The following is a 25,182-nucleotide window of genomic DNA, read 5'->3' as shown; positions in this document are numbered from 1 at the left end:
AGTCAGAGCCCCCCGAATCATTCATAGCTGAAGCTCTGCCTTTTCAAGCGCAGCTTCAGTTTCCTTGCGGTTTATTGTTACGATATGCTGCGTGTACGCGCTTTGCTTTGTGGCATCGGCAAGCAAACCGAGGCGCTTCAAGACATAGAAGAGCATCGCATATCGAACCGTGAGCACGCCGTTACCGTGATCCAGCCCGTAATCCTTGGCGACAACCTGCTTCTGGCTGGCCGTAAGCGCGGGGTGCGGACCGATCTGTACGTCGAAATAATTGTTCCAGAGCCAGTCCCGTTCACCCGCTTCTCCTGGTTCGCCCTTTTCGCCAACTTCCAGAATGCGTGGCAGCAGGAAATCTTTGAACTTGTGCTCAAGGTGGCAATAGGCCCGCGCGTGCCAACGAAAGCCGTCATAGCCAAAGGCGTGAGGCGTGATGCGGCGCCAGATAGGCTCTGGGCGCACCTTGTTCATCGATTGATAGAAAACGTCGATAGAGACGCCTGCGCGGGTGGCATCGAGAATTTTGCGTAGGACTTCGATATCGATGTCCCGCCGGGGAGTCATTGCGACATCGGCGCTGGGTAGCTCAGCGATCCACGAATCGCTTGCAGGAAGGGCCCCTTCGGCGACCGAGCGAAGCTGGGAGAGATAGATGTAGGGGTCCGGCTCAAGGAAGCGCAGAACGAACTTTGCGGCGGCGACATAGCGCTTGGCGCGGGTATCATACTCCATATTTCCCGGCGCGCGCTCTTGATAGAGCGTCAGGTCTTTTGATGCTTGGGGCACCGACACGCCGAACGTCTCGACGAGATCGGCACGGTTGATTGACCCCTCCCAGAATAGCCGAAATTCGATGAATTCAAGCCGGCGCTCCACCCCCCATTTCAGCGTCGTCGCGGCTTCTGCCATCTTGGCCTCGCATAAGTGAGTATAAAAACTATATGGACATGGCATCGCAGTCCGTGTAATTATTATTCCCATCTTAAGCTATAGTCAATGGGCTATCGGGTGCGGAGATGGAGCAAGGCATGCATCAACAAGGCTTGAATTGTCAGACCATCTGCGCGCGGACGGCATCTGCCGCCACTGGTGTGACGCCCGGCAGCAAACGATTCCTGAAAGGAGAGCGGCAATGACCATCGCGCATCGATCCACCCTGATCGTTCACGGCCGCCTTGCGATGCGGAAGAGCCGATTGGCCGCCGGTCGTGACGCTCGCCACGGCCTCCAGATCATGTCCTTCGAGCAGGCCGCTGTCCGCCTCGCTGGTGGCTTCGTCCGCCCGATCGATGATGAAAGCCTGCGCTCGGCCATTCAGGCAGCCATTCCGGCGACGCCGATGGGTGAGTTGGAGAGCATCAAGACGCTTCCTGGCATGATCGACGCTGCTGCGGACACGCTGCACAAAGCCTGGCGCGCGGGGATCGATCTTGCTGCGCGCTCGGCCGATCATCCGCGCCTCGCTGCCATCGCTCGCCTGGAAGCGGCGGTCCTGGATCAACTGCCCACCGCCATGATGCGGCCAGTTGACATTGTCGCCGCCGCGATGGCCCGCATCGGCCATGCACCGGCAGTCCTCGGCCCGGTGGAAATCACTGGCCTTACCGAACTATCGCCTTGCTGGCGGCCGTTGCTCCAAGCCCTCACCGACCACATCCCAGTGCAGTGGACGGCTGGCCCGAGGGGCATTCCTGCATGGCTGGAGGGCATGGCCGTCACTATCGCGCGGGCGCCGGCAGAAGCCCCTGAGATTAGTGCCGTCAGCGCCGCAACCTCCTATCACGAAGCTGTTGAGGCGATGCGCTGGGCGCGAGGCCTGCTGGCATCGGGCGTCTCGCCCTCGGAGATCGCCATCGCGACGGCCTCGCCTGCGGACTATGACGATCATTTCCTGGCACTGCGCGCTGACGCCAATATCGACCTCCATTTCGTCCACGGCATCCGAACCGTCGCCACCCGGGAAGGCCAGGCAGCCGCAGCGCTCGCCGACATTGTCGTTCGCGGGCTGTCACAATCACGGCTGCGGCGTCTTGCTGCTCTTTGCCGGGAAAGCGCACCTTTCGAAGCGCTACCTGATGGCTGGCTGCGTGTTTTGCCCGCAGATGCGCCGCTTTCTACGGAAGGCGCCTGGAGCCGCGTGCTCACCCGGTTGACGCCCGAGCACTGGCCTGACGGCAAGGATCACGCCCCGGCGCTCCGCGCCGCTGTCGATGTTCTGGCGAAAGGGCCGGACGCCGCCAGCGAAATCGGTGAGGCCTTTCTCTCTGGCCGGGGGCTCGCAATCTGGCGTAAGGCACTGGTGGCTGGCCCCGCCGCCTCGATCGACGCAACTCTAGAGACCCTGAAACAGGACGATGGACTGGAGGCCTGCGTCTCTATCGTCTGGATGCCTGCCAGCGCGCTAGCGTCGTCGCCGCGCCGCTTCGTGCGTCTTCTCGGGCTGAATTCTTCGCGCTGGCCGCGTGGGATCGCCGAGGATCGGCTCATTCCCGACCATATCATCTCAACTCCGGTTCTCGATCCCTTGCCGGTCAATCTCGCCGACCGCCGTGACTTCGAGACAATCCTCGCCACGACAGCCGATACCGTCGTTCTCTCGCGCGCCAGACGCGACAGTGATGGCCGTCTCCTGGGACGCAGCCCATTGCTCGCTGGACGCGGCGACGAAATATACCTGCGCCGCAATGCGATTCCAACGCATGCCTTCAGCGAGACCGATCGCCTCATGGGCCGGCCAAAGGAGTTCGCTGCCGACCCGCAAGCGATCGGCGCACAGGGCTGCTGGCACGACTGGAGGCAGGCGGATATCACTCCTCATGACGGTCTGGTGCGTGCGGACCATCCACTTGTTCTCGCCATCCTCAACCGCACCCAGTCAGCCAGCTCACTGCGGCGCCTGCTGCGCAATCCACTCAGCTTCGTCTGGGTCTATGCGTTCGGCTGGCGTGAACCACAGAGCAGCGCCGAACCACTCGTCCTCGACGCGCTCGGAATTGGCGATCTCGTCCACATGGTTCTCGACCGCGCCTTGCGTGACCTCGAAGCCGCAGGTGGGCTTGCAGCCGCTGACGCGCAATCCATCGAAGTCGCGGTGACACAGGCCGTTCAGGCTGTCGCTGCGGATTGGGAAAGCGAACGGCCGGTTCCGCCGACGGTCATTTGGGGGCGAACCCTCGACGATGCCCGCGTCCTGGCAGGCCGGGCTCTGTCCTACGGCGATGCCCTATTGCCGGGCACGCGCTCCTACGGAGAGGTGCCTTTTGGCGGATCGGAAGCCAAAACCGCAACCGAGGCTCCGTGGGATACGAGCACGCCAGTCACGATCCCCGACACTGGCTTCAACATCGCCGGCTATATCGACCGGATCGACATATCCGGCGACGGCAAGCGTGCGATGGTGCGCGACTATAAAACAGGTCGTCCACCGCGCGGGGACATCCAGCTGAATGGCGGACGCGAGCTTCAGCGTTGCCTCTATGCCTTCGCAGTGAAAGCGCTTCTCGGCGATGACGTCGCCATCAGCGCCTCGCTGCTGTATCCGCGCGAGCCGATTGATCTCCATCTCGATGATCCAGAGGCGGTGCTCGCGCAGATCACGCGCTATCTCCGCGCGGCACGGGCAAGTTTTGCCGGCGGCGCGGCTCTGCCTGGTCCGGATACCGGCGGCGATTATGACGATCTCGCCTTTGCCCTGCCGGCGAATGCCAGCGCTACCTATTCCAAACGCAAAATGCCCGCTGTGACGGAACGGCTGGGCGAAGTCGCTCAGGTCTGGGAGGCGGAATGATGAGCAACATGTCCAAAGTGCTGAAAGATGACGGCGCACGCCGCGATGCGATCAGTCTTCATGATCGTTCGATCCTGGTCGAGGCTGGTGCGGGTTCAGGCAAGACTGCGGTGATGGCAGGGCGCATCGCCGCCATGTTGGCCGAAGGCGTCGCGCCGCGCTCCATCGCCGCCGTCACCTTCACCGAACTCGCGGCGAGTGAGCTACTCTCGCGCGTCCGCGAATTTGTCGCCGATCTGTCGGCCGGCACGATCGCAACCGAACTTCGCGTGGCTCTGCCCGATGGGCTCTCCCAGGCCCATCGCGACAATCTCGCCACCGCTAGCGCCGCGATCGACGAAATTACCTGCTCGACGATCCACGGTTTCTGCCAACGGCTGATCAAGCCCTATCCGGCGGAAGCCGACATCGATCCCGGTGCCGGCGTGATGGATCGCAACCAGGCCGATCTCACCTTCCTGGAGATCGTCGATGGCTGGCTGCGCGAACGCCTGTCAGGCGGCCAGGGCGGCGTCCTGGCTGAAATGGTGCTACACAGCCCCGGCGAAACCGTGGCGCTCATCCACAAGATCGCCGAAAATCTGCGCCGCCGCCCCACGCTTACCGCGCCGCTCGTTTCTCCGCTCGAGGGACACCTGACAGCGTTCCGGCAGGCCGTGGCGGATTTTGCAGGTTTCCTGGATGGCATCGCGGCGGTCGAACCGGAAACGGTGACAATCGCCGAGCAACTCGCCGAGATGGCGACCGCTGTGGCGGATGGTCCCGATCCCGCCACGCCTGCGGGTCTCATCCGGCTTCTGACCTCGCGGCCCCATCCGGATCTTTGTAAGAAAGACGGCGCCTTCTACTCGTACCGCAAGAAGGGCAAATGGGCGGCCGCCGCAAAGCAGGCCGGCCTTGCCAAGGCTGACGGGGACCGGCTGAATGACGCAGCCGACGCCCACTATGCGGCCTGCTGTGAAAGCTGGATATCGCTTGTGCAGTCCGCCGCCGGCCACGCCCTGGCGGCGTTGATGGACGAAGCGCGGCCGATCCTGCAACGCTATCGCGAGCACAAGCGTGCCAGCGCCCAGCTTGATTTCGATGATCTGATTTTCGCCGCGCGCGATCTGCTGCGCGATCATGATGCTGTGCGCCGTTCGCTGGGGCAGCGTTTCGCTCATGTCCTCGTCGATGAATTTCAGGACACCGACCCGCTACAAACCGAAATCTTCTGGCGGCTCTGCGGCGAGCCGGTCGATGGCGAGGACGATTGGACCCAGTTCCGAATCCGACCGGGTGCGCTGTTTCTGGTCGGTGATCCCAAGCAGGCCATCTACCGCTTCCGGGGCGCCGATGTCGGCGCCTATGTGCAAGCGCGCGATGCCTTTCGCGACCAGAATCCAGACAGCCTCTTGTCCATCTCCACCAACTTCCGCTCCTGCGGCTCGATCCTCACCTTCGTCAACGAGCGCTTCGAAGCCGTGCTCTCGGCTGATGGGCAGCCTGGCTTCACCGCTCTCGACTCCTTCCACGAGGACCGGGGCGGCCTGTGCGTGGCAGCCCTCGACATCACCGTGGCTGACGAAAACGGCAAAGCCAGTGCAGAAAAGCAGCGCGACGCCGAAGCCGACGCCATCGCGCAGCTATGCGCCCAGCTCATCGAAAGCCACCCTATCATCGACCGACGCAGTGGTGCGGAACGACCCTGCCTGCCGGGCGACATCGCCTTGCTTGCACCGACCGGCGCAGAACTATGGCGCTACGAGGAAGCTTTGGAACGTCGCGGCATTCCCGTAGCAACCCAAGCTGGCAAGGGGCTATTCCGTCGCCAGGAAATCCAGGACCTGATCGCGCTGAGCCGCGTCCTCGCCGATCGCCGCGACACGCTCGCGCTCGGCGCGCTGCTGCGCGGGCCACTAGTCGGCCTCACCGAGGAAGAGCTTCTGGACATCATCTGGGGACTTCCGCGCACGGAGGAACAGCCAGATCGGATTCCGCGCCTGGATCTCAGCGTCGACCCCGCCGCCCTCGCGCACCCGCTGGCGCGGGACATCATCGAGCGGCTGCAATCGCTCTCCCGGCGTGTCAACAGCACGACCCCGCACGAGCTGCTATCTCAGGCCGTGGACGTCATGCGCGTCCGACCGCTTCTCCTCGAGCGTCATCGCGGCCAAGCCGAGCGCGCACTCGCCAATGTCGATCTCTATCTCAGCCTGTCGACAGGCTATGCCGTGCGCGGTCTGCGCGCCTTCGCCGAAGCCATGACAGCAGCATGGTCCGACGAGGCGCGCGCCGTTGAGGGACGGCCTGACGCGCAAGAGGAAGCGGTTGCGCTGTTTACCATGCATGCGGCCAAGGGGCTGGAATGGCCGATCGTCATTCCGATCAATACCATGACCGGCGTCATGGCACCCGAAAGCGCTGTCATCGACCGTCAGGCCGAGACCTTTTATTGTCCCGTCCTCGGCGTTGCGCCTGAGGGCTACGAAACGGTACGCCAAGCCGAAAAGGAAGAACTGGACCGCGAACGCATCCGCTTGTGGTATGTCGCCGCAACGCGCGCTCGCGAGCTTCTCGTTCTCCCGCGGCTCGACATCACGCCGTCGAAATCAGCATGGATCGGTCTTGTCGATCTGTCGCTCGCCGATCTTCCAGCCCTCGACGCCTCGCACTTGCCGGCGGGTTTTACGACGACTGCTGCTGGCGTAGCCAACCCCCAGACGCGCGCAAGTTTCGCCGCGGAAGCCGAAACCATTGCCGCCGCTCAAACCCGGCTGACTTGGCTTGCTCCCAGCCGCGACGAAAACGCCGCCGGTCGCGTCCTGCGAGAAGAAGAACCCTCCCTCTGGACAGGATCGGCTGATGACCTGCCCCCGGAGCTGGAGACCACCGCTCAGGTACAAGGCGGCCGCGAACGCGGATTGATCCTCCATAAGCTCATGGAAGAGGTGCTGACCGGCGAAACTCTGGAGGCCGAAGCCACTCTGACCGACCGTGCCGCTGATCTTATTCGCGCCTTCGGCAAAGTCCCTGTTGCAGATCCGGCCACCGGGCTTTGCGCCGGAGAGCTGGCCGGCTGCGTCGCGCGAAGCCTTGCATTGCCGGAGATCGCCGCTCTCCGGCCGGAGCTGCTCGCCGAATTTCCTGTCTATGCGCTCAATGGTGAAGGATCAGACCTGATGGCAACGGCGGGCATTGCTGATGCACTGACCATTGGCAGCGACGGTCGGCCGGTTGCATTGGTCGACTGGAAGAGCGACGTGAACCCCAACGCTCAGACGCTCGACCACTATCGGGCTCAGGTCAGCGCCTATCTCGACATGACCGGCGCCGATCGCGGACTGATCGTGCTGATGACCTCGGGGCGGATCATTGAGGTTCAGGCAAGTGCAGCGATTTCGTGACATGAAAAGGAGGCGATGGGGATCGAACTGGCTGCGGCGAGTAAGAAAATCAAAATCTTGAGGTAGTTATTCTGGACTTCGGGCAACTGGCTTACCAAGGTGAACGTCCATCGGGGGGAATGGCTTTGAGTTTGAATGTCAACGAACACACCAGCGATATTGCAAGAGAAGCTTTGGCTATCTTCGACAGTGTTGCGACAGGTGCAAAAGCGGAACTGGCGCGCTTCAAAGGCCCATCGGCCGAAAGCCTCGCCCCCTTGAATACGCTCACCACCGAGAAGGCCGTAGCGAAGCTCAATGAAATCGGCCGCGAGATACTCAACGGTCACCAGATCCTGTCGCGTGAGCCGGCTATTGCCAGGGTGATCGCGGCTGACGAATCTGACAACATAACGACATTCTACATTTCCCGTTTCGCGCCCTCCGGTTTGCGCGATTCCAAGGTGCGTTTTGCCAGTTACAACGCTCCAGTCGGTCGCCTCGCGTCACTGCGCCCCGGCGGGTATATCGAAGTGCCGGGCGGCTCCCTCGAGGTGCTGGAACGGACGGTGTTTCACGCGGAGGCCCTGCCTGTCGGCTGGGACTCTCTGGACACGATATTCGAGGCAGATGGCCAGAAGACCGTCACTGTCACCTCATTGCTACGGCTGCTTTCCGAGCGCGATGCCCCCGCAGATGCGCTGGACGAGATTGAGCGGATGCTCAAGGACGCCGAGGTCGACGACAACGTCACCATTGGGCGGAAGCGCGGGATCATCGACAAGATGCAGCTGCGCGATCAGGCGGTGCTCGATGAATATCAAGATGCGATCTTCCGATTGTCGCTGGACTCGCAGCTTCTGATCCTTGGTCCTCCCGGAACAGGAAAAACGACTACGCTCATCCGCCGATTGGGGCAAAAACTCGACCCACACGGCCTCAGTGACGATGAGCAGAGCCTGATCGACGCTTCGCCTTCGCCTCTGCCGCATGGCCAAAGCTGGATCATGTTCACGCCGACTGATCTGCTGGGACAATATCTCAAAGAGGCATTCAGCCGAAACAACGTGCCTGCGCCGGACCTGCGGATCAAAACGTGGATCGGACATCGAAAGGAACTCGCGCGCAATCACCTCTCGATTTTGCGCACGGCAAATGGCGGCGGCCCCTTCATTTTGAAGGATAGCGCTGCCACCATCACCCCGGATGCCGTGCAATCACCGATCGAGTGGTTCGAGCAATTCCAAACCAAGCAGAACAGCGACTTTTGGTCTGGCCTGGAAGGTGCTGCGGCAATTTTATCTTCGGCTACGGACGCAGAAATCGCAAAGCTTGGTGACCGTCTTCGCGCCGCTGTTCAGAGCGCCCAGACTACCTCCGCTGCAAGCGGCATCTATGCTCTTGTCTCACTCAGCGAAGACGTTCGCCGCGTTCTTGGCCGTGTTCGAGCAGACGTCGACGGCGTGCTGAAAACTGCGCTTGCCCGGGCTCAGGCCGGTGCGCGCGCACAGGGCGAGAATTTTTTCGAGCAGCTTATCGCCTTTCTCGACACCCTGGATGATCAGACAGATCAGGCCGACGACGATCTCGATGACGAGGAAGAGGAAGAGGAGGATCGTCCGACGAACAAGCCGGCTGCGGCGCAACGGGCCTATTATGCGGCCCTGCGGTTGCAGGCTCGTTCGAAGGCACGTCGCCGGTCAGCGAGCTCCCGCAGCGCGCTGGTTCTCGACTGGATTGGTGATCGAGGCTTAACTGATACCGAGGCCAGCGGATTGGCTGAACGATTGGGCTGGCAATTGTCCCTCAATCGCTTCAGCGCCCCCGTCCGCCAATATTTGAGCAAGGTTCCTGCTCGATACAGGCAATTCAGGAGGAGTGAGCGAGGCGGGCGTTGGTATCCCGACGGAAATCCGGGCCGTGACCTTCATCCTCTGGAGGCAGACCTTGTCATTCTGGCCATGCTGCGCGCTGGAAACGCGCTGCTGGCAGATAATCGGGTGCGGCGGAATATAGATCAATCCGCCTATGAGTCCCTTCGCGCGCTGTACGACATCCAGCGCAATCAGATTCTCGTGGACGAGGCGCCCGATTTCTCGCCGGTTCAGCTCGCCTGCATGCGAGCACTGGCGATCGAACCTATCGGGTCATTTTTCGCATGCGGCGATTTCAATCAGCGTATCACAGATTGGGGGAGCCGAAGCGAAGAAAGTCTCCAGTGGGTTGAACCATCGCTCCAGATTCAAAGAATTTCGATCGCCTATCGGCAAAGCCGTCAGCTTAACGATCTGGCTAAAGCATTGGCTGACCCGGCAAGCGGGAACCAGTCTGATGCTGATTTGCCGGAGGACGTGAACAACGATGCCATGTCACCAGTGATGGCTTCCGGTCTTTCCGAGCCCGAGGACGTGGCTCTCTGGCTCAGTCAGCGCCTCTCCGAAATCGAGCGGTCAGTGTCCCCGCGACCGCTCCCTTCCATCGCGATTTTGGTGCCTGAAGAAGCGGCAGTTCGCCCAATAACAGATGCCTTGAACGCGGTCATTGAAGATCAAAACCTCCATGCGGTCGCTTGCGTTGATGGAAAAATAATCGGCCGGGATGATGAGATCCGCGTATTTGACGTTCGCCATATCAAGGGCCTCGAGTTTGAGGCTGTTTTCTTTGTCGGGGTGGACAGATTGGCGGCATCGGAGCCGTCACTGTTTGAGCGCTATCTCTATGTCGGCGCGACGCGTGCGGCGACATATCTAGGAATGTGTGCCGACGACGAAATCCCCCCGTCATTAGCCCGCCTGAGCGATCACTTTGGCGAGCGCTGGTAGCCACCTTCCTATCCCGATCCGTATCGCGGCGAGCTGAGAACCTCGGATCGCCGCGTCGACCTCACAGTATCGATAAAAAGGCATCAAAGCAGGATGTCGTCACTAGCTTGGATAGATTTCGACGAAGCTGAGCGGCAGCGCGCCCAGCGGATCATGGAGCTTTTCCAGGAACGCGAAACTCGCGACGAACTGGGGCTGGGTGCCATTCGCGATTCCATTGCCGACCATCTCTTTCCCGGGACCAGCACAATCCAGACCCGGCTGCGCTATATGCTGTTCATTCCCTGGCTGTTTCAGATGCTCGAAGGATCATCGGCCGGTTCAGATCAGCTCGCCCGCGAAGCAAGATCGCTGGAGATCCGGCTCGTCAACGCGCTCAAGGCTGGCGGGGAATCGAATGGGGTCATCGGCCGCGATGCCGGAGCGAACCTCCAGCGCCTGCCCAGTTCGGTCTATTGGGCCGGCTTGGGGAGCTGGGGCATACGCTTATTTCCCGGTTCGACTGACAATCTCTTTACCTCGATGCGCCACCTTCAGCGCAGCCGCCCACGCGTGCGCGAAAGCGAGGATCCGGCATCCGAACGCCAGGCCTTGCAGATCTGGACGCCGACGCTGCCGCAGTGTCCCAACGATCTGCTCGATGCGGCGCATTTCAAGCTCTCCTCGGACGAAGCGCAGTTTGTCGTCGATCGACTGGTCGCCACTCACCCGGACAGCTTGCTGACCTTTTTGGCCCGCAGCGGTGACGGCGAGGCAGAGTGCGACAACATCTGGGAACATCCCCAGCTTGCCAATTTCCCTGCCGTTCCCCGCCGCCTGGTCGAGCACGCGGCGCTTTTTTCCAGCGTGATGCACGGCGCGTCGCTTCTTTACAATTTGCTGCTCAGCCGGCTGCGGGATCGATCCGAATGGATCGAACGCTATGAGACAAGGCTGGCCGACTGGCGTGCGAGCCTCGACATGGCGGCCATCCGCGCCTGGTCGCTCGACGCATTTTGGCAGGCCATTGAGCATCCCGCACATGGCATTCGACCTGCGGCCAAACGGTTCGTTACCGACTGGTTGGGATTGCTGACGTCCGAGGGTATCGGGGACAGCCTGACGGCGCCGGCTGGCCGCCTCGTTCAGGAGCGCGAACGGCGGCTCAAAACCAATCAGTCGCGCTTCGTGAATCGAGCCGTGCGGGACAGGTGGACGGGCGCATCGGGTGCCGAGCCGCTCAGCTTCCGCTGGTCGCAAGCCCACTCACATCTGCGGGATCTGGCCCATGTTGAATAGGCCCACCCTCGATCCCGAAACCCGCGTGCTCTACGGCGACAGCCTTCAACCGCCGCCGGGCTATGTCTTCGATGCCGCCGTCGCGACCACTTTCTCGCTCGACTTTGAGACTGCGCTCGCAGCGCCGGTCAGCCTGGCTCTGTTCGCGGCTGAAAATCGCGACGATATTCTGACCCATCCACTCGCCCTGCTGGAAGGTGCGGAACGGATTGCCGGCAGGCTCGTCGTTTATGCCGATGCCGGGCACCTTCACGCCCAGGGACGACCTCACTCTCGCCTTTGCTCTTTGTTGGAGCGTATCATTGTCGAAGTCGCGGCGCCTCGCGGTGGCGCATTTCATCCCAAACTCTGGGCGCTGCGCTATCGTCCGATCCGAGCGGGCGATCCGACCCTGCTGCGCCTGCTTATTCTTTCCCGAAACCTGACGCGCGACCGTTCGTGGGACATCTCGCTCCGCCTCGATGGCAAACTTACACGGCGGGTCGATGCCGAGAACCGGCCGCTGTTCGACCTCGTCAGCAGCTTGCCGGACCTTGCGGTTACCGAGGTCTCGCAAGATACGCGGGAACTGACAAATTCGGTGGCACAGGATCTGCGACGCGCTGAGTGGACGCTTCCCGAGCGGTTCGATGAGGTTAGTTTTGCGGTAAACGGTTTCAGCAACAAGGTCTGGCAGCCTGGGCCATGCGCACGGCTCGGCATCATTTCGCCATTCTGCGACGGCCAGGCCCTTGAACTGCTCCGTAACTTATCACGGGCCGAGCCGAGACTGCTAAGCCGGCCCGACGAGCTGGCATGTATCGATGCGGATGTCCTGGAGCGCTTTGAACAGGTGGCCGTGCTCGATGAAATGGCCGCCAGTGAGGATGGTGAGGAGGACGCCTCGCCCAATGCGATTCAGGGCCTTCACGCCAAGGCATTCATCGCAGAGGTGAGTTGGGACACCGTGCTTACCGTGGGATCGGGCAACGCGACCCGTCCGGCACTTATTTCAGGCAACAATGTCGAACTCTTCGCTTCGCTCAAGGGTAAGCGTTCCAAGGTTGGCAGCGTCGATGACATCATGGGCGAGAAAGGCTTTGGCCGGCTTACCCGGACCTATGAACGCAGCGAATTGGCCCCTGTCGATGCGGCGACCAAATCGGCCGAGTTGCGGCTCGACGAAGCCCGCCGCGCTTTGTGCCGTGGCGGATTACGTCTGCGGTGCGAGCGGATCGAAGACCAGGACAGCGAGGCGTTGTGGCGGGTCTGGCTGATCCCCGTTGAGCCTATCACGCTCGCAGGCGTGGCCTCGCTCAGCATATGGCCGATTACCCGCGGTGATGGGCATGCCCGCGATGGCTTAGCCGCCCTGCGCGAGGGTGTTGCGGTCGATTTGGGAGCCATGCCCCTGGTCGATCTCACCCGGTTTCTCGCCTTTCGCCTGGAGGCCGAGGACGGCCTTGCATCCGCATTGTTTAGTACGGGGCTCGTCATGGATGGGCTCCCGTCCGAACGGCACGCAGCCATCCTTCGCTGGGTCATTGATAGCCGGGGTGCGTTTTTCCGCTATCTGCGCCTCCTCCTCTCGGAGCTGGGCGATCCCTTCGGTGCGGCTCTGGCGGCACAGGAAGGCGGCGGAGGTGGCGGATGGGAAGCGGCCGCCGACGATGCGCCGCTATTAGAAGACATGGTCCGCGCGCTCTGCGGGGGCGGCGAGCGTCTTCATGCCATTGAGCGCCTGATGACCCGGCTGGAGGCCGGCGGGGAAGACCCCGCGGGCAATCCAATTCCGCCGGAATTCCGCACGCTCTGGGAAGCATTTCGTATCGCACTACAGGATCGGGGAGACGGCCGTGCCAGATAGCAGATTTGAAGCTGCTGCCGCGCTGGCGCCTCTCAAGGCCTTCCAGCGTCGGACTGTCGATTATGTGTTTGACCGGCTTTACGGAGAGCAGGATCCTGTCAGGCAGTTTCTCGTCGCCGATGAGGTAGGCCTGGGCAAGACGATGGTTGCACGCGGCGTCATTGCGCGAACCATCGAAAAACTCTGGGACACGACCGACCGCATCGACATTCTTTACATCTGCTCAAACCAGGCCATTGCCGCACAGAATCTCAACCGCCTCAACGTCCTTGGCCGTAAGGAATTGGCGCTCCCCACACGCATGACCCTCATCCCGTTGCAAGTGCGCGGCGGCCAGGGCCTCGATGCCAATAAGGTGAATTTCATCAGCCTGACGCCGGGCACGACATTCGATCTGAAATCAACCACCGGTGTAACCCAGGAACGCGCACTCTTGCTGCGGATGTTGGAGGACCGCGTTTCCAGGCCGCGTGGTCTGCACAATCTGCTTCAGGTGAGCGCCGGCGTCACGGGATGGAACGGCGCCGTGAGCGACCTGTCGCTCAAGGGTGTTGACCCGCGGATTGTCGAACGCTTCCGCCGTGATGTCGAAGCAGACCCTGATCTGTTCGAGGAACTGGAGGCGGTATGCGACCTCTTTCCCCGGCGCCGGGAGACCTATCCTCACGAGCTTAACCAGCGGCGAAACGCGCTGGTCGGACGTCTCCGCGGAAAGCTTTCCCATGCGTGTATCGACGCCCTGAAGCCGGATCTGATCATCATGGACGAGTTTCAGCGGTTTCGCGATCTCCTCCATGGCAAGACGCCCGCGGCCGAACTGGCTCAGGAGCTGTTCGACTATTCCGATGGTTCAGGCCTTGGCGCACGTACCTTGCTGCTGTCGGCTACCCCTTATCGGATGCTCACTCTTTCCGGCGATGAACCCGATGACGGCGAGCATTATCGTGATTTTCTCGAAACGCTCTCCTTCCTTTACGGCAAGGCCAATGGACCTGAAATCGCCCAGACGCTGGAACGCGAGATGCGGGCGTTTCGCGGCTTCCTCCACGCGCTGCCTGGATCCCGTCCAGAAGCCATCACGGCCCGCCAGACGATCGAGGGCCGCTTGCGGCGGGTGATTGCACGCACCGAACGGGTGGCGAGTACGATCGAGCGAGATTCCATGGTCAGCGAACCGCCGATGACCATCTCCATACAACCTGCCGATCTTCGCCAGGCAACCGTCGTTTCCGACGTCGCCCGCGCGCTCGAAGCGCCGGAAATTACCGAATATTGGAAATCGGCGCCCTATCTCCTCAATTTCATGCGCGATTATGCGCTCAAACGCCTTCTGAGGGATAAGCTAGACAAACCTGCGCCCGCACTGCGCGAAGCCCTGGAGCAGGCCCGGCCAGCGATGCTCGATCACGAGGCGCTCGCCAATTATGCGCCATTGGAACCTGCCAATGGCCGCATGCGCGGGCTGATGGACGAGATGTTCGCGGACGATCTCGAACAGCATCTTTGGATCCCGCCTTCGCTGCCCTATTATGGACCAGAGCGGAAGGGGGCGCCGCTTACCAAGGCGCTGATCTTTTCGTCATGGTCGATGGTGCCCGACGCGATCGCAGCGATCCTATCATATGAAGCGGAACGCCGCATGGGTGTCGGTGCCACGGGGCACCGCTATTTCGACCGAGTGCGCCCACGCCCCATTCAGTTCCGACAAGCGCAGGAGCGCCTGGTCGCGATGCGCGCGCTGCATCTTGTTTATCCCTCGCCAACACTCGCGCAGCTTGCCGACCCCCGAGAAATCTTCGGTCAGACCACCGAACGGCTGACCTATGAGGCGATGCGTCAGGCTGTCGCCGAACGGCTGCGTGCAAGCGTGGCGGCACTCGAGGCTCGGACAGGAGACGCATCGGACGGCCGCGATTGGGAATGGGCCGCGCCCGCCGTGATCGACACGGTCGCGGGTGCGCGCTCGGTCTCCTGGGTGGCAACGTCCTATGGCTTTGCCGCGCTTGGCAATGAAGAAGGTTTCAAGGAGCATGTTGCCGAACTTCGCACCGCTGCCGGTGACAGGCTGTTTGGTGCAGTGCCCGACACGCTCATCGATCTTCTCACCGACATCGCGCTCGGAAGCCCTGCGGTGTGTGCCTTGCGAGCCTTGCAACGGGTCGCTCCCGACATGGCCTTGGACGATCATCGGCTGCTCAACGCCGCGAGCCAGATCGCTTGGGGGTTTCGCACCCTATTCAACCAGCACGATGCAGTCGCATTGCTGCGCAAGGGCGATGACGATCGCTACTGGCATCGCGTGCTGACTTTCAGCGCCGAGCACAATCTCCAGGCCGTCCTCGACGAATATGTCCATTATCTCGTTGATGCCGAAGGGCTCGGCGCACGCCCGTCGGCAGATCGGATCGCCGGGATCAGCCGGGCGATCTCAGACGCGCTTTCGATCCGGCCTTCGCAGATCGACGTGGAAGACCCGCGCGTCGAAGACAAGAAGCTCGTTATCGGCAAGTTCCAGATGCGCGGACGCTTCGCCATGCGGTTGTCCGACTACAAAGACGAGGAAGGCGGCGCGGCACGGTTGGGCAGCGTTCGCGATGCCTTCAACTCGCCATTTCGTCCCTTCGCTTTGGCGACCACATCGGTCGGCCAGGAGGGGCTGGATTTTCATCCCTACTGCTATCGGCTTTACCACTGGAATTTGCCCGGCAATCCGGTCGATCTCGAACAGCGCGAAGGGCGGGTTCATCGCTTCAAGGGCCATGCAATCCGGCTCAATCTGGCGTTTAATCAAACCGATGTCGTGCGCGGGGCAGGCGTGGACAATGGCGATCCTTGGCAGGCCATGTTCGACGCCGCGCGCGCCGAAGCTGCGGTCGATTCCGACCTCATCCCCTATTGGATCTATGAGGGACCGGTTAAGGTCGAACGGCGCGTTCCAACACTGCCATTCAGCCGCGAGGTGCGCCGATTGGAATGGCTCAAACGGAGCCTGACCCTCTATCGCCTCGCCTTCGGTCAGCCACGGCAGGAAGATTTGCTGGAATATCTGCACTCCCTTCTGGGCTCGGACATGAGCGCAGAAGACCTGGCCGAGCTTCAAATCCAGCTTCAGCCGTAAGCTAACCCGCATCGTCGGCGAGCGCAGTGCAGCGCTCGCCGACGATGGCCAATATCTGGCCTTGGACGGTAGCAGCGGCCTCGGCCTCCGCCGCAAAAGCCGGTAGCCTGACGGTTTCGACGGCTTGGGCGAGGCTGCTCGTCAATTCGGCAATCGCCGCCTCCGCATCGATTTGGGGCAGGCTGATCGTGCGGGCCAGCGTCATGAAATCTCGGCGCGTCAGCCGATCATCCTTGCCGTTGAGCTTGAGCGCCATGCGATCGCCGCCAAGACCCGGGAATACCCGCGTCGTGACCGCATCATAAAGCGGGGCGAAACGAACCGAGGTGAAGGCCTTGGCATCCGGTTCAGCGATTTTGAGCAGCGCGAGGTTTTTGAGGTGCATGTCGCCATCGGCGATCAGCCAGGCGAAAACCGCGCGGCGAAAGAGAATATCGAGATCGGCCGCAGGGTCGGTCGACAGCGGCCGCAGTCCGCGCGCCATCCGCTCTATCGTCCCATCATATTTGGCCGAGGCGGGAAGATCCAGGATCGAACAGAAATCCTCAAGCGCGATCCGCCTTTGATCGTCCGGTCCCTGGCGGATGTCGAACCGCTCCACGACGAGGGCTGGGGCCATGCCATCGGGCATCGCCGTCAGGGCGACGTCAGGCGCCGCGAAGCCGGCCGCTCGGCCAAGTTGAAGACAGAGCCATTCCACGATCGGCAGCATCTCGAAGCCAGCGGTACCTGCCGGCTTGAGGATATGGGTAAATGGCAGATCGATGGCCGGGAGGAGCGCGCCATCGGACGCCAGATGCATCGGCGCCTTGATCTGGACACCCGACAGGCGCGGCGTTTCCGCGCGAGCGAATATGCGCGCGAGGTTCTGCTCGAAACTCTCCTCGATCGCGCCGCGTGCCGGGCCATCATAGCGACCGGTGAAGCGCCCTGCGTCGATAAAGCCGTTCAGCCTCGTCGTGAGAATGTCCGCCGGTAGCGCCGCCAGCTCGTCGCGGGCCTCGACCACTGTGATGTTCGACATATAACGCCGCCCACGCTTCAACGCCTCGCGCTCGTCGCGCTCGTGAAGCACCTGGGCGAGCCAGCCTTCCGGTAACAGGGATTCGACAAATGCCGGGAGCTTCCCGGGTGTTGTCTCCCGGACGAGCGCCGGTCCTGAACGCCGAGCCGGCTTCCAGCGCCATTCAAAGCCGTCATGAATCAGGCGGCCGAGCGGCTCGCCGTGCCAGGCGATCATCAGATCCAGCGCCGCCTTGTTGACGGGCGCTTTGGATGTGCCCGGCTGCGCCAGGAGGAAGCGTTCAGCGCCTTCGCCTTCGCGATACCAGCCATTTTCGCGCGCCAGCGCCCAGACTGCATCGGCGGCATCCTTGGGCGAGCCGTGCTCCTCGACGAGGCGCGCGGCCATCTGGACGCGCATTTCGGCAGTAATGGCGCTGGCATGCTCGCTGCGCAGACGAAAGGCTTCCAGAAAACGCTGCCGGGGTGAGGATGCGTCGATGCGCAACTCGCCCAGTTCGTCGCCGATCACCGCTGAGGCGGTCGAAGGATGCGGCGGCGCTTCGTTCTGAACGATCTCCAGGCTGCGCAGCCTCGTGCGCTGGTTGCGCCTGCCGCTGATAAAGAGCCGGCCGTCGGGTGTCGGCGCAAGCAGCACGGCGCTCGCCGACGACAGATAGGCATGGGGATAAAGATAGTGGGCGATGCGGATCGCATGGTTCATTATGGCGGCGTCTGCATCGACATCGTGATCGACATATATGCCTCGCACGAGCTGCACGAGCTCGCCGGCTTGCGCGCGCTGGTGCGCGCGCTTGGCATCGATCGTCTCGCCAACCAGATGGATCGTCATGGAATTATCTCGCATTTCAGATGCGCGATAATCCCACTGATGGACGTGATGGGCAAGAATTATCTCTCATCTCACATGCGCGATAATTCCAAAGGTCATTTTGGAGCGCGCCGATGGGCAGCTGCCATCGGCGCGCTCCGTGGACCATCATGCCGTAATCACGGCAAGCAGCCAGCCCTATGACGGCTGACCTAGCGGGCTCCGAGCGGGTTCGCCGCCATCCCCGCCGCCGTCCTTGATCCGCACCATACGACGGCTTCTCCGACGGTCCCGGCGCTTTTGGGTCCCGGTCCCCATATGCTTCTTACCGTCAGGCCGGCGTCGACTGGTCGAGCGATGTGGCCTGAACAATGGCGCGGAAATTCTCCAGAAACTCTGGATGACGGCGCTCCAGAAAGCCCTCGATCTCGGGCTTGGAAAGGAGCCGTTCGATAAAGCCCGAGGCAACCACTAGCACCAGCATGTCATCGCCATAGGACGCCTCGAGCTCCTTATAATCCTCGCTCACCGAGGCCATCTCGCGTTCAAGCCTGGCCATCTGCTCGGCGGAAAGGCCCGTCGCTTTCTTCAGCTCGTCGGGCTTGTGCAAGTCGGCAGGCTTTGATGTCGCGAGCAGGGCCTTGGCATAGCTCACCGTGTAATTGTTCGCCGACACCATGAGCTCGGCGACCTCGAGTTGCCGGATAGGCTTCATCTTGCGCAGCTTCTGGAAGGCATGATGCCCAACCGGCTTGTCCTTGAGCAGCTCGGCGACATCCGCGCTGATCCCGGCCAGCAGGTGACGCCGCTGCCGGATGACCTTCACATCGACATTAAGCGCCCGCGCCAGCTTCTCCTCGGGCACGCCGCGATCAAGCGCGCGCACGATCATGTAATGCTCCTGGATCGTCGCGAGACGGTTCACGCGCTTGTTGTAGGTGAACGCCTCATCGTCGTCGGCCACGACGCAGGCCGCCTCGGTCGCGCCCAGAAATCGCAGGGCATCGAGCCGCATATGGCCATCGAGCAGCAAATAGCCCCCGCCTCCTTTCTGCCGGGCGATCGAAAGGGGTTCGATCAACCCGACCTCGGCGACAGACGCGGCGATCCGGCGATATTTAACCGTCTCGCGCACCCCCGCCGGCAAACCCTTGGTCGGGAGGAGATCGGCGATCGGCTGGATGATGATCTTGCGCTCGAAGGCGATTTTGACAGGATCCACCATGGCTCACCTATGCCGGTTCGATGCGCTCGGCGAGCGCGCGCGGGAGCGTGCTGAGGCCTTCGGCTCGCAGCAACGTCACAAAATGCTCGTCGGCCAGGAGGCGCCGCATCGCATTGGCAACGAACAGCAAACGACTGCGCGCCAGCGAGGCGCGCTTGATGAGGAGCTTTTGCCGCTCAGTCTCCCGCTGATAGGCACGGATGAGGCCTTCGGAGGTCACCGGCCGCTGTACCCGCCCTGGACGTGAACCGCGCTTGTGGAGCTGTTTGCCGCTGGTGTTGCGCTGATCGATGATCTTGCGAATAGCCAGAACCTGATTGCCCGGAATGGCCTTCTCCTCATAGGCCTGCGCCAGCGCTTGCTGGACCTCGCCATCCTTGGCCCTGGCGATTTCCATTGCGATCGTGTGCGGGATGACCCCGCGATCGACCGCCGCGATCAGCTTTTCCTCGCCCCGATCGAGCAGCAGGCAAATGGCGCTCACATATTCGACAGAGAAATCGACCTTGGCGGCGACTTCCGCATAGGAATAGCCGCGTGCGTGTAATGCGCCGATGGCATGGACCAGTTCGAGCGGGCTGTGCTGGCGACGCGCCAGATTCTCGACGAGGCTCATGACGAAGCAGTCTTCCTCGGCCGCATCGATCACGATGGCGGGAATCTCGGTCTGGCCGAGCGCGATGAACGCCTCGAGCCGTCCCTGGCCGCAGACCAGATCAAACCGGGTCTTTCCGGGCCGCTTGCTGACCGTGATCGGCTTCTTGAGGCCCAGATGGGCGATACTGTTCACCAGTTCCTGGAAAATCCGCTTGTTGCGCACCCGCGGATTGAGAACCGTGATGAGGTCGATCGGAACCGAACGGATTTCAGGGGCCGGTTCGTTCATGCCGCAACTTTCAATGGCGTCCGCCGCGACAGATCGAACAAGGGATCCAGCGTGTCGAAACGATAGGCGTCGAGAAGAATGCCATTTTCAGGCGCTAATCGCAGGTTGGCGGCTGTCCCGAAATCCAGCCAGGGCAACAGATAGAAGTCGCGGATGACGCGATTATCTTCCCCCATGCGTGCGACGATCGTGATGTTCGGGCGAAGCCCGCTGTCAAAGCGCACTTTCCAGCGCAGCGCACCCGCCTCAGTCACCCGGCACCGGGCGATGACGAGCGAGGCGGTAAATTCCTCATTGATATGGAGAAGGTCGTTCTGAGGATCGCGGCAGACTGATCCGCCGGCCTCGCCGATCTGTGTGATCACTTGGGCGACGACATCGGGATGAAGCGCCCGGAGCGCCTTGTTCGTCTCGATATAGCGGTAGTCCCGCGATGGGGCGTAGCCAACCAGCTGATAGGCCCGGACCAGGCTTCCAAAGCGATGCCGGAAAGTGGAACTCGATGGCATGTCCTCGACCTCGTCGATGACAAGCCCTGAGAGCCATCCCTTCTCTGCGAGCAGGGCGGATAGGCGGCTCAGCAATTCCTCGTCGCTGAAACGCCGGCTGCGCTCCTGGATGATGCGCTGCGCGGCTTCGAAAAAGTCGCGTTCGACGATCGCCTCGAACGCGCCGTCACCGCGCACCCACATGTCGGGGGTGTTCACGACCCGCTTGGCCTTCAGCTTGAAGGACGCACGGTTATAGACATTGTTGCCGATATACTTCTCGTTGGTCAGTACCTGATGAACCGTGCCGCGTGTCCAGGGACGGCCGAGATCGGTAAGAATGCCTTCCTCGTTCAGTGCTGCGGCGATCTCGGTTTCCGTGCGTCGTTGCACCACGAACATCCGGTAGAGCCGCCGAACCACCTCGACCTCTTCGGGAGGGCCGGGTTTCAAAATGACCCGGTCGGTTTGCAGGCTCTTCTGCTCACCGCGACTGAGCTCGGCCTTGGGCTGCCGATGCTCATCGACGAGATAACGCCGCAATCCGAAGCCCGCAGCGCCGCCTTGCCGAAACCCCAACCGGATAAGACGGCATTGCCCGGTAAAGACCTTGACCGACAGTTCCCGGCTATATTCGCCGGCCATCGCGCGTTTCATGCTCTTGATGATCGTCGCGCTCAAGCTGCCGTCATTCTCGAACTGTTCCGCGCAGTATTGAACGGTGATGCCGGCCTCGCGGCAGATGAACTCATAATAGGCGCTCTCGTCGGCATCCTGAAACCGACCCCACCGGCTCACGTCATAGACGAGGATGGCCTTGAAGTCGGTCTGGCCGCTCCGCACGTCGGCGATCAGTTGCTGGAGCGAGAGCCGTCCGTCGAGACGCAGGCCGCTCTTGCCCGAATCCTCATAGGTCTTGACGATCTCGAACCCCCGCCGGGCGGCATATTGAGCGATGATCTCGGCTTGGTTCTCGGTCGAGTATTTCTGATGTTCGGTCGACATACGGACATATTGCGCGGCGCGGACAGGTTCGCGCGGTACGGCTTCTGCGGCAATTATCTCCGTAGAGTTCATGACACCGACTGCTTTCGTTGACCGCAAGCGGACAGGCTCGACTTCCCACCAACTTTATTGGGAGTGAGCCAGAATGTCGTTTTCCAAGAAAGACCGAAAACTTCAGTCCAAAAGCGGAATAATATTTCCTACCGCCACCTTCGCGGAACCGCTGGCGATGGCCATCGCCGGAGCCCTCAAGGAAGAGTTCGGCAACACGCCCTCAGCCCTCAAGACGATCGCGCAACTGACCCGCTCCAACGAGCGAGCCGTGCGCAACTGGTTCGAGGGGAAAAACAGTCCAAGCGCCGAAAATCTGGTCATTCTTATGCGTCATTCCGATCTCATCCTGCGCACGGTGCTTGCGCTTGCGGATCGCCAGGATCTCGTCGTGGCAGTCGGTCTTGCCGGCCTCCGCCGGCAGCTCATGGACGCGGTCGCGGCGATCGACGGGTTGCCGACAGACACCTCGGATCATGGATCGGATGACATCGACGACGCCGGGACATAACGACTTTGGAACTGTGCTATGACTATATGGTCTGGTGCAGACACGAAACGACATTGATTTCAAACGACTCGCGGCGCCGGAAAACGGTGCCATGGCGTGCGGCGACACGCTCACCCTGAGCGCACGCCTCGTCCCCGGCCGGAGGCGCACATGATCGAATGGATCATCGGCGCCGCCCTCCTCGCCGGCGGTCTCTTCGGCAACAACAAGACGAAGTCACAAAGCCCGCGCCCGGTGCCCGGCCCGCGTGAGGATTTTCCTGCCAAGGTCGCGCAATGGCGCACCAGCTGGGAGCCGGCCGTCGATCGCTCACGCTGGATCCCCAAAAGCATGGCATCGCGCATCATTGCTCGGTTTCCGCCGCCCAAGCGCTCCGACATCTCCTTTTCCTGGATGGGTGGCGATCGCGTCGAGAAGGAACTGCTCACCGAATTTGCCGCGCACAATGCCGCTTATCTGGCGAAGCAAAAGGAACGGCTGAAACCCTTTTTCGACACGGTCGAAAAGAATCCGCTCACAGATGATCAAATGGACGGCTGCATCTGCATGGACGATGCGGTGCAAATCGTCGCCGCGGCGGGATCGGGCAAGACATCGACCATGGTGGCGAGGGTCGGCTATGCGCTTCACGAAGACCTGGTACAGCCCGAGCAGATTCTCGTACTCGCCTTCAACCGGGCCGTTGCTGAAGAACTCCAGGCCAGAATCAAGGCCAGGCTGGCAGGGTTCGATGGCGTCGATGCTGTGACCGTTAAGACGTTCAATGCCTTTGGTCTAAGCGTGATCGGCAAGGCAACGGGGCGCAAGCCTTCGCTCGCCGAATGGGCCGAGCCGGGCCGGGATGGGGCCATGATCGTCGAGATCATCGATGACCTGCGGACCGGCGATGATAAATTCCGTCACGACTGGGATCTGTTTCGCACGGTTTTCGGCCGGAACATTGGTTCTTGGAACGAGCCTGCGCAGGCCAACGCCTATCGCGACGGAAGGCGCGGCATTCTCACGGCCAATGGCGAAATCGTCAAAAGCGAAGAGGAGCGGATGATCGCCGACTGGCTCTTCTATCATGGTGTCCTCTACCAGTACGAACGCCCCTATGAGCATGATACTGCCACCGAACATCATCGACAGTATCGTCCCGACTTTTTCTACCCGGAAATCAGCCTCTATCACGAGCATTTCGCGCTCGACGATAAGGGGCAGGCGCCGCCACATTTCGGTGGCGATTATGTCAGCGGGGTCCACTGGAAACGCGAACTTCATGCCGAGAAAGGTACGCGGCTCTTCGAAACCACCTCTCATGGGATCAGGGGAGCGGCTGGCTTTGCAGGCCTTGCAGATGAGCTGAAACGGAGCGGGATCACCCTCCAATATGATCCTGACCGGCCGCCCAAAGGTCAGCGCCCTATAACCACCGAGCAGCTCGCTGCGACAATCCGGATTTTCCAGCAGCATGTCAAAAGCAACGGTCTTTCCCACGAGCAGCTCCGGGATGCCGCTGCCAAGGATGCGCAGGGTCATGCCGACCGCTCAGCCCGATTCCTGGCACTCTTCGAACGGATAGCGAACGAGTGGGAACGGCGGCTGCGTGAGGCTGACTGTATCGATTTCGACGACATGCTGCTGATGGCGATCGAGCATATCGAGAGCGGCCGGTTCGCCAGCCCCTATCTGATGGTGCTGGCCGATGAATTTCAGGACACCTCACGGGCCAAGGTTCGCATGTTGAAGGCCCTGTTGAAGAACGCCGGCGAAGAGGCGCATCTGTGTGTCGTCGGCGATGATTGGCAGGGTATCAATCGATTTGCCGGAGCCGATATCGCAGTCATGACCGAGTTCGATAAGGTGTTCGATCATTCGACCCGGCTCATGCTGAACACGACGTTCCGCTGTCCTGCGCAATTGTGCGAGGCCTCAAGCACCTTCGTTCAGGCCAATCCCCGGCAGATCAAAAAGGCGGTCGAGACGACGAACCTCTATGCGAAAAAGGCGCTGCATGCCTTCGCTGCGGAAACGCCTGCTTTGGCGCAAGAGCGGCTCGAGCAGGATCTGCAAAGCATGTACGACTTTGCGCGGGACGGCCGGCTGAGCCCGGATGTCGGCGACCGCATCAGCGTGATGATGCTCGGCCGGTACAACAATGACGAACCCCGTGGCTGGCGGCGCTGGCAACGGCGCTTTGGCGATTTTCTGAGTATCGAGTACCGCACGGTCCATTCTTCGAAGGGCCTCGAAGCGGACTATGTGATGCTCCTAAACGTCGTCGAGGGGATGATGGGCTTTCCAAGCCAGATTACCGACGATCCGGTCCTACAGATCGCGATGCCCGAACCCGATCCCTATCCTCTGGCCGAGGAGCGCCGCCTCTTTTACGTCGCACTGACCCGGGCGCGCCGCCAGGTACGCATCTACACCCTAGCAGACTCGCCTTCGCGCTTCCTGAGCGAATTGGCGAAGTCTGGCGCGATAGAAGTAGAAGCTGAGGGAGGGGTTCTGACCCCGTGCCCGAAGTGCGGCGAAGGCACGATGAGGCGGTACGATGGCCAATATGGCCCATTCGAAGCGTGCAGCACCCACCCCCGATGCGATTTCAAACGCAATGTTTCAGGGGAGGGTTCTGTCGCGCCCCCGCCATCCAACCGGGTGAGGATCACCCATCCGATATCAGCCGGAGATACCTGTCCCACCTGCGGCGACGGGTTGATGGTCGTCCGCTCCGGCGGCGCATATCAACCGTTCCTGGCTTGCTCAGCATACCCTTCCTGCAAGACGACCGCAGCGCTGGCCCCCCACCGACCAGGTGAATGACGTCCGATCACACCGGATTGTGGATCGGCGTGGAAAAGGGACCCCGGTAGCGGGGTGATCGGCGTCGAAAAGGGACCCCTCATCCCGTTGGTCTAGGCTGTTCGCTTGGCGGTGTGTCAGGCGGCGAGATCGGGATGCTGGTATTGGAGACGGTGTTGAGG

13 protein-coding genes are annotated in these 25,182 nt (G+C 61.6%); 8 read left to right on the top strand and 5 right to left on the bottom strand.

All coding sequences use genetic code 11. From position 1 onward, the window contains the following. Positions 1 to 21: 21 nt before the first annotated feature. Entirely contained in the window at positions 22 to 906 is an 885-nt protein-coding gene (locus GGR48_RS13070; RefSeq protein ID WP_183952297.1) for a BrxR family helix-turn-helix transcriptional regulator, read from the bottom strand. Between the two features lie 223 nt (positions 907 to 1,129). Here GGR48_RS13070 and GGR48_RS13065 point away from each other — a divergent pair, with 223 nt between their 5' ends. From GGR48_RS13065 to GGR48_RS13040, 6 genes are all read left to right on the top strand, one after another. Then, on the top strand, positions 1,130 to 3,784 hold the full coding sequence (locus GGR48_RS13065; RefSeq protein WP_183952296.1) for a PD-(D/E)XK nuclease family protein: 2,655 nt from the start codon (positions 1,130 to 1,132) through the stop codon (positions 3,782 to 3,784). Further along, positions 3,784 to 7,170 (top strand): UvrD-helicase domain-containing protein, encoded by a 3,387-nt coding sequence (locus GGR48_RS13060; RefSeq protein ID WP_183952295.1) that lies wholly within the window; start codon positions 3,784 to 3,786, stop codon positions 7,168 to 7,170. Before GGR48_RS13065 ends, GGR48_RS13060 begins: the two co-directional genes overlap by 1 nt. 119 nt (positions 7,171 to 7,289) lie before the next feature. After that, the gene (locus GGR48_RS18190; protein WP_240455918.1) at positions 7,290 to 9,971 is read left to right on the top strand and encodes an ATP-binding domain-containing protein; all 2,682 of its coding nucleotides are present in this window, start codon (positions 7,290 to 7,292) and stop codon (positions 9,969 to 9,971) included. Between the two features lie 153 nt (positions 9,972 to 10,124). Then, on the top strand, positions 10,125 to 11,249 hold the full coding sequence (locus GGR48_RS13050; RefSeq protein WP_240455919.1) for a DUF6361 family protein: 1,125 nt from the start codon (positions 10,125 to 10,127) through the stop codon (positions 11,247 to 11,249). Further along, positions 11,239 to 13,095, top strand: a complete 1,857-nt coding sequence (locus GGR48_RS13045; protein ID WP_183952292.1) for a phospholipase D family protein — start codon at positions 11,239 to 11,241, stop codon at positions 13,093 to 13,095. Before GGR48_RS13050 ends, GGR48_RS13045 begins: the two co-directional genes overlap by 11 nt. Further along, a complete protein-coding gene (locus tag GGR48_RS13040; RefSeq protein WP_183952291.1) occupies positions 13,085 to 16,213 on the top strand; it encodes a DEAD/DEAH box helicase in 3,129 nt (1,042 codons plus the stop codon). The genes GGR48_RS13045 and GGR48_RS13040 overlap by 11 nt, the downstream gene beginning before the upstream one ends. Before the next feature lies 1 nt (position 16,214). Here GGR48_RS13040 and GGR48_RS13035 read toward each other — a convergent pair whose 3' ends face one another. The 4 genes from GGR48_RS13035 to GGR48_RS13020 all read right to left on the bottom strand — a co-directional run bounded on the left by GGR48_RS13035 (position 16,215) and on the right by GGR48_RS13020 (position 21,723). Next, the gene (locus GGR48_RS13035; RefSeq protein ID WP_183952290.1) at positions 16,215 to 18,068 is read right to left on the bottom strand and encodes a HipA domain-containing protein; all 1,854 of its coding nucleotides are present in this window, start codon (positions 18,066 to 18,068) and stop codon (positions 16,215 to 16,217) included. A 310-nt stretch (positions 18,069 to 18,378) separates the two neighbouring features. Then, the gene (locus GGR48_RS13030) at positions 18,379 to 19,269 is read right to left on the bottom strand and encodes a plasmid partitioning protein RepB C-terminal domain-containing protein (protein ID WP_425326508.1); all 891 of its coding nucleotides are present in this window, start codon (positions 19,267 to 19,269) and stop codon (positions 18,379 to 18,381) included. Between the two features lie 10 nt (positions 19,270 to 19,279). Further along, positions 19,280 to 20,158, bottom strand: a complete 879-nt coding sequence (locus GGR48_RS13025; RefSeq protein ID WP_183952288.1) for a plasmid partitioning protein RepB C-terminal domain-containing protein — start codon at positions 20,156 to 20,158, stop codon at positions 19,280 to 19,282. Beyond that, positions 20,155 to 21,723 (bottom strand): recombinase family protein, encoded by a 1,569-nt coding sequence (locus tag GGR48_RS13020; RefSeq protein WP_183952287.1) that lies wholly within the window; start codon positions 21,721 to 21,723, stop codon positions 20,155 to 20,157. The genes GGR48_RS13025 and GGR48_RS13020 overlap by 4 nt, the downstream gene beginning before the upstream one ends. A 73-nt stretch (positions 21,724 to 21,796) precedes the next feature. Here GGR48_RS13020 and GGR48_RS13015 point away from each other — a divergent pair, with 73 nt between their 5' ends. Together GGR48_RS13015 and GGR48_RS13010 are read left to right on the top strand one after the other, a co-directional pair. Further along, entirely contained in the window at positions 21,797 to 22,213 is a 417-nt protein-coding gene (locus tag GGR48_RS13015) for a hypothetical protein (RefSeq protein ID WP_183952286.1), read from the top strand. Between the two features lie 150 nt (positions 22,214 to 22,363). Next, the gene (locus tag GGR48_RS13010) at positions 22,364 to 25,021 is read left to right on the top strand and encodes a UvrD-helicase domain-containing protein (protein WP_183952285.1); all 2,658 of its coding nucleotides are present in this window, start codon (positions 22,364 to 22,366) and stop codon (positions 25,019 to 25,021) included. The last annotated feature ends 161 nt before the right edge of the window (positions 25,022 to 25,182 follow it).

The sequence above is a fragment of the Sphingomonas pseudosanguinis genome, assembly GCF_014196255.1.
GTDB classification, from domain to species: domain Bacteria; phylum Pseudomonadota; class Alphaproteobacteria; order Sphingomonadales; family Sphingomonadaceae; genus Sphingomonas; species Sphingomonas pseudosanguinis.
The sequence above is the reverse complement of the archived record's forward strand: the minus strand, read 5'-3'. Positions and strand labels throughout refer to the sequence as shown.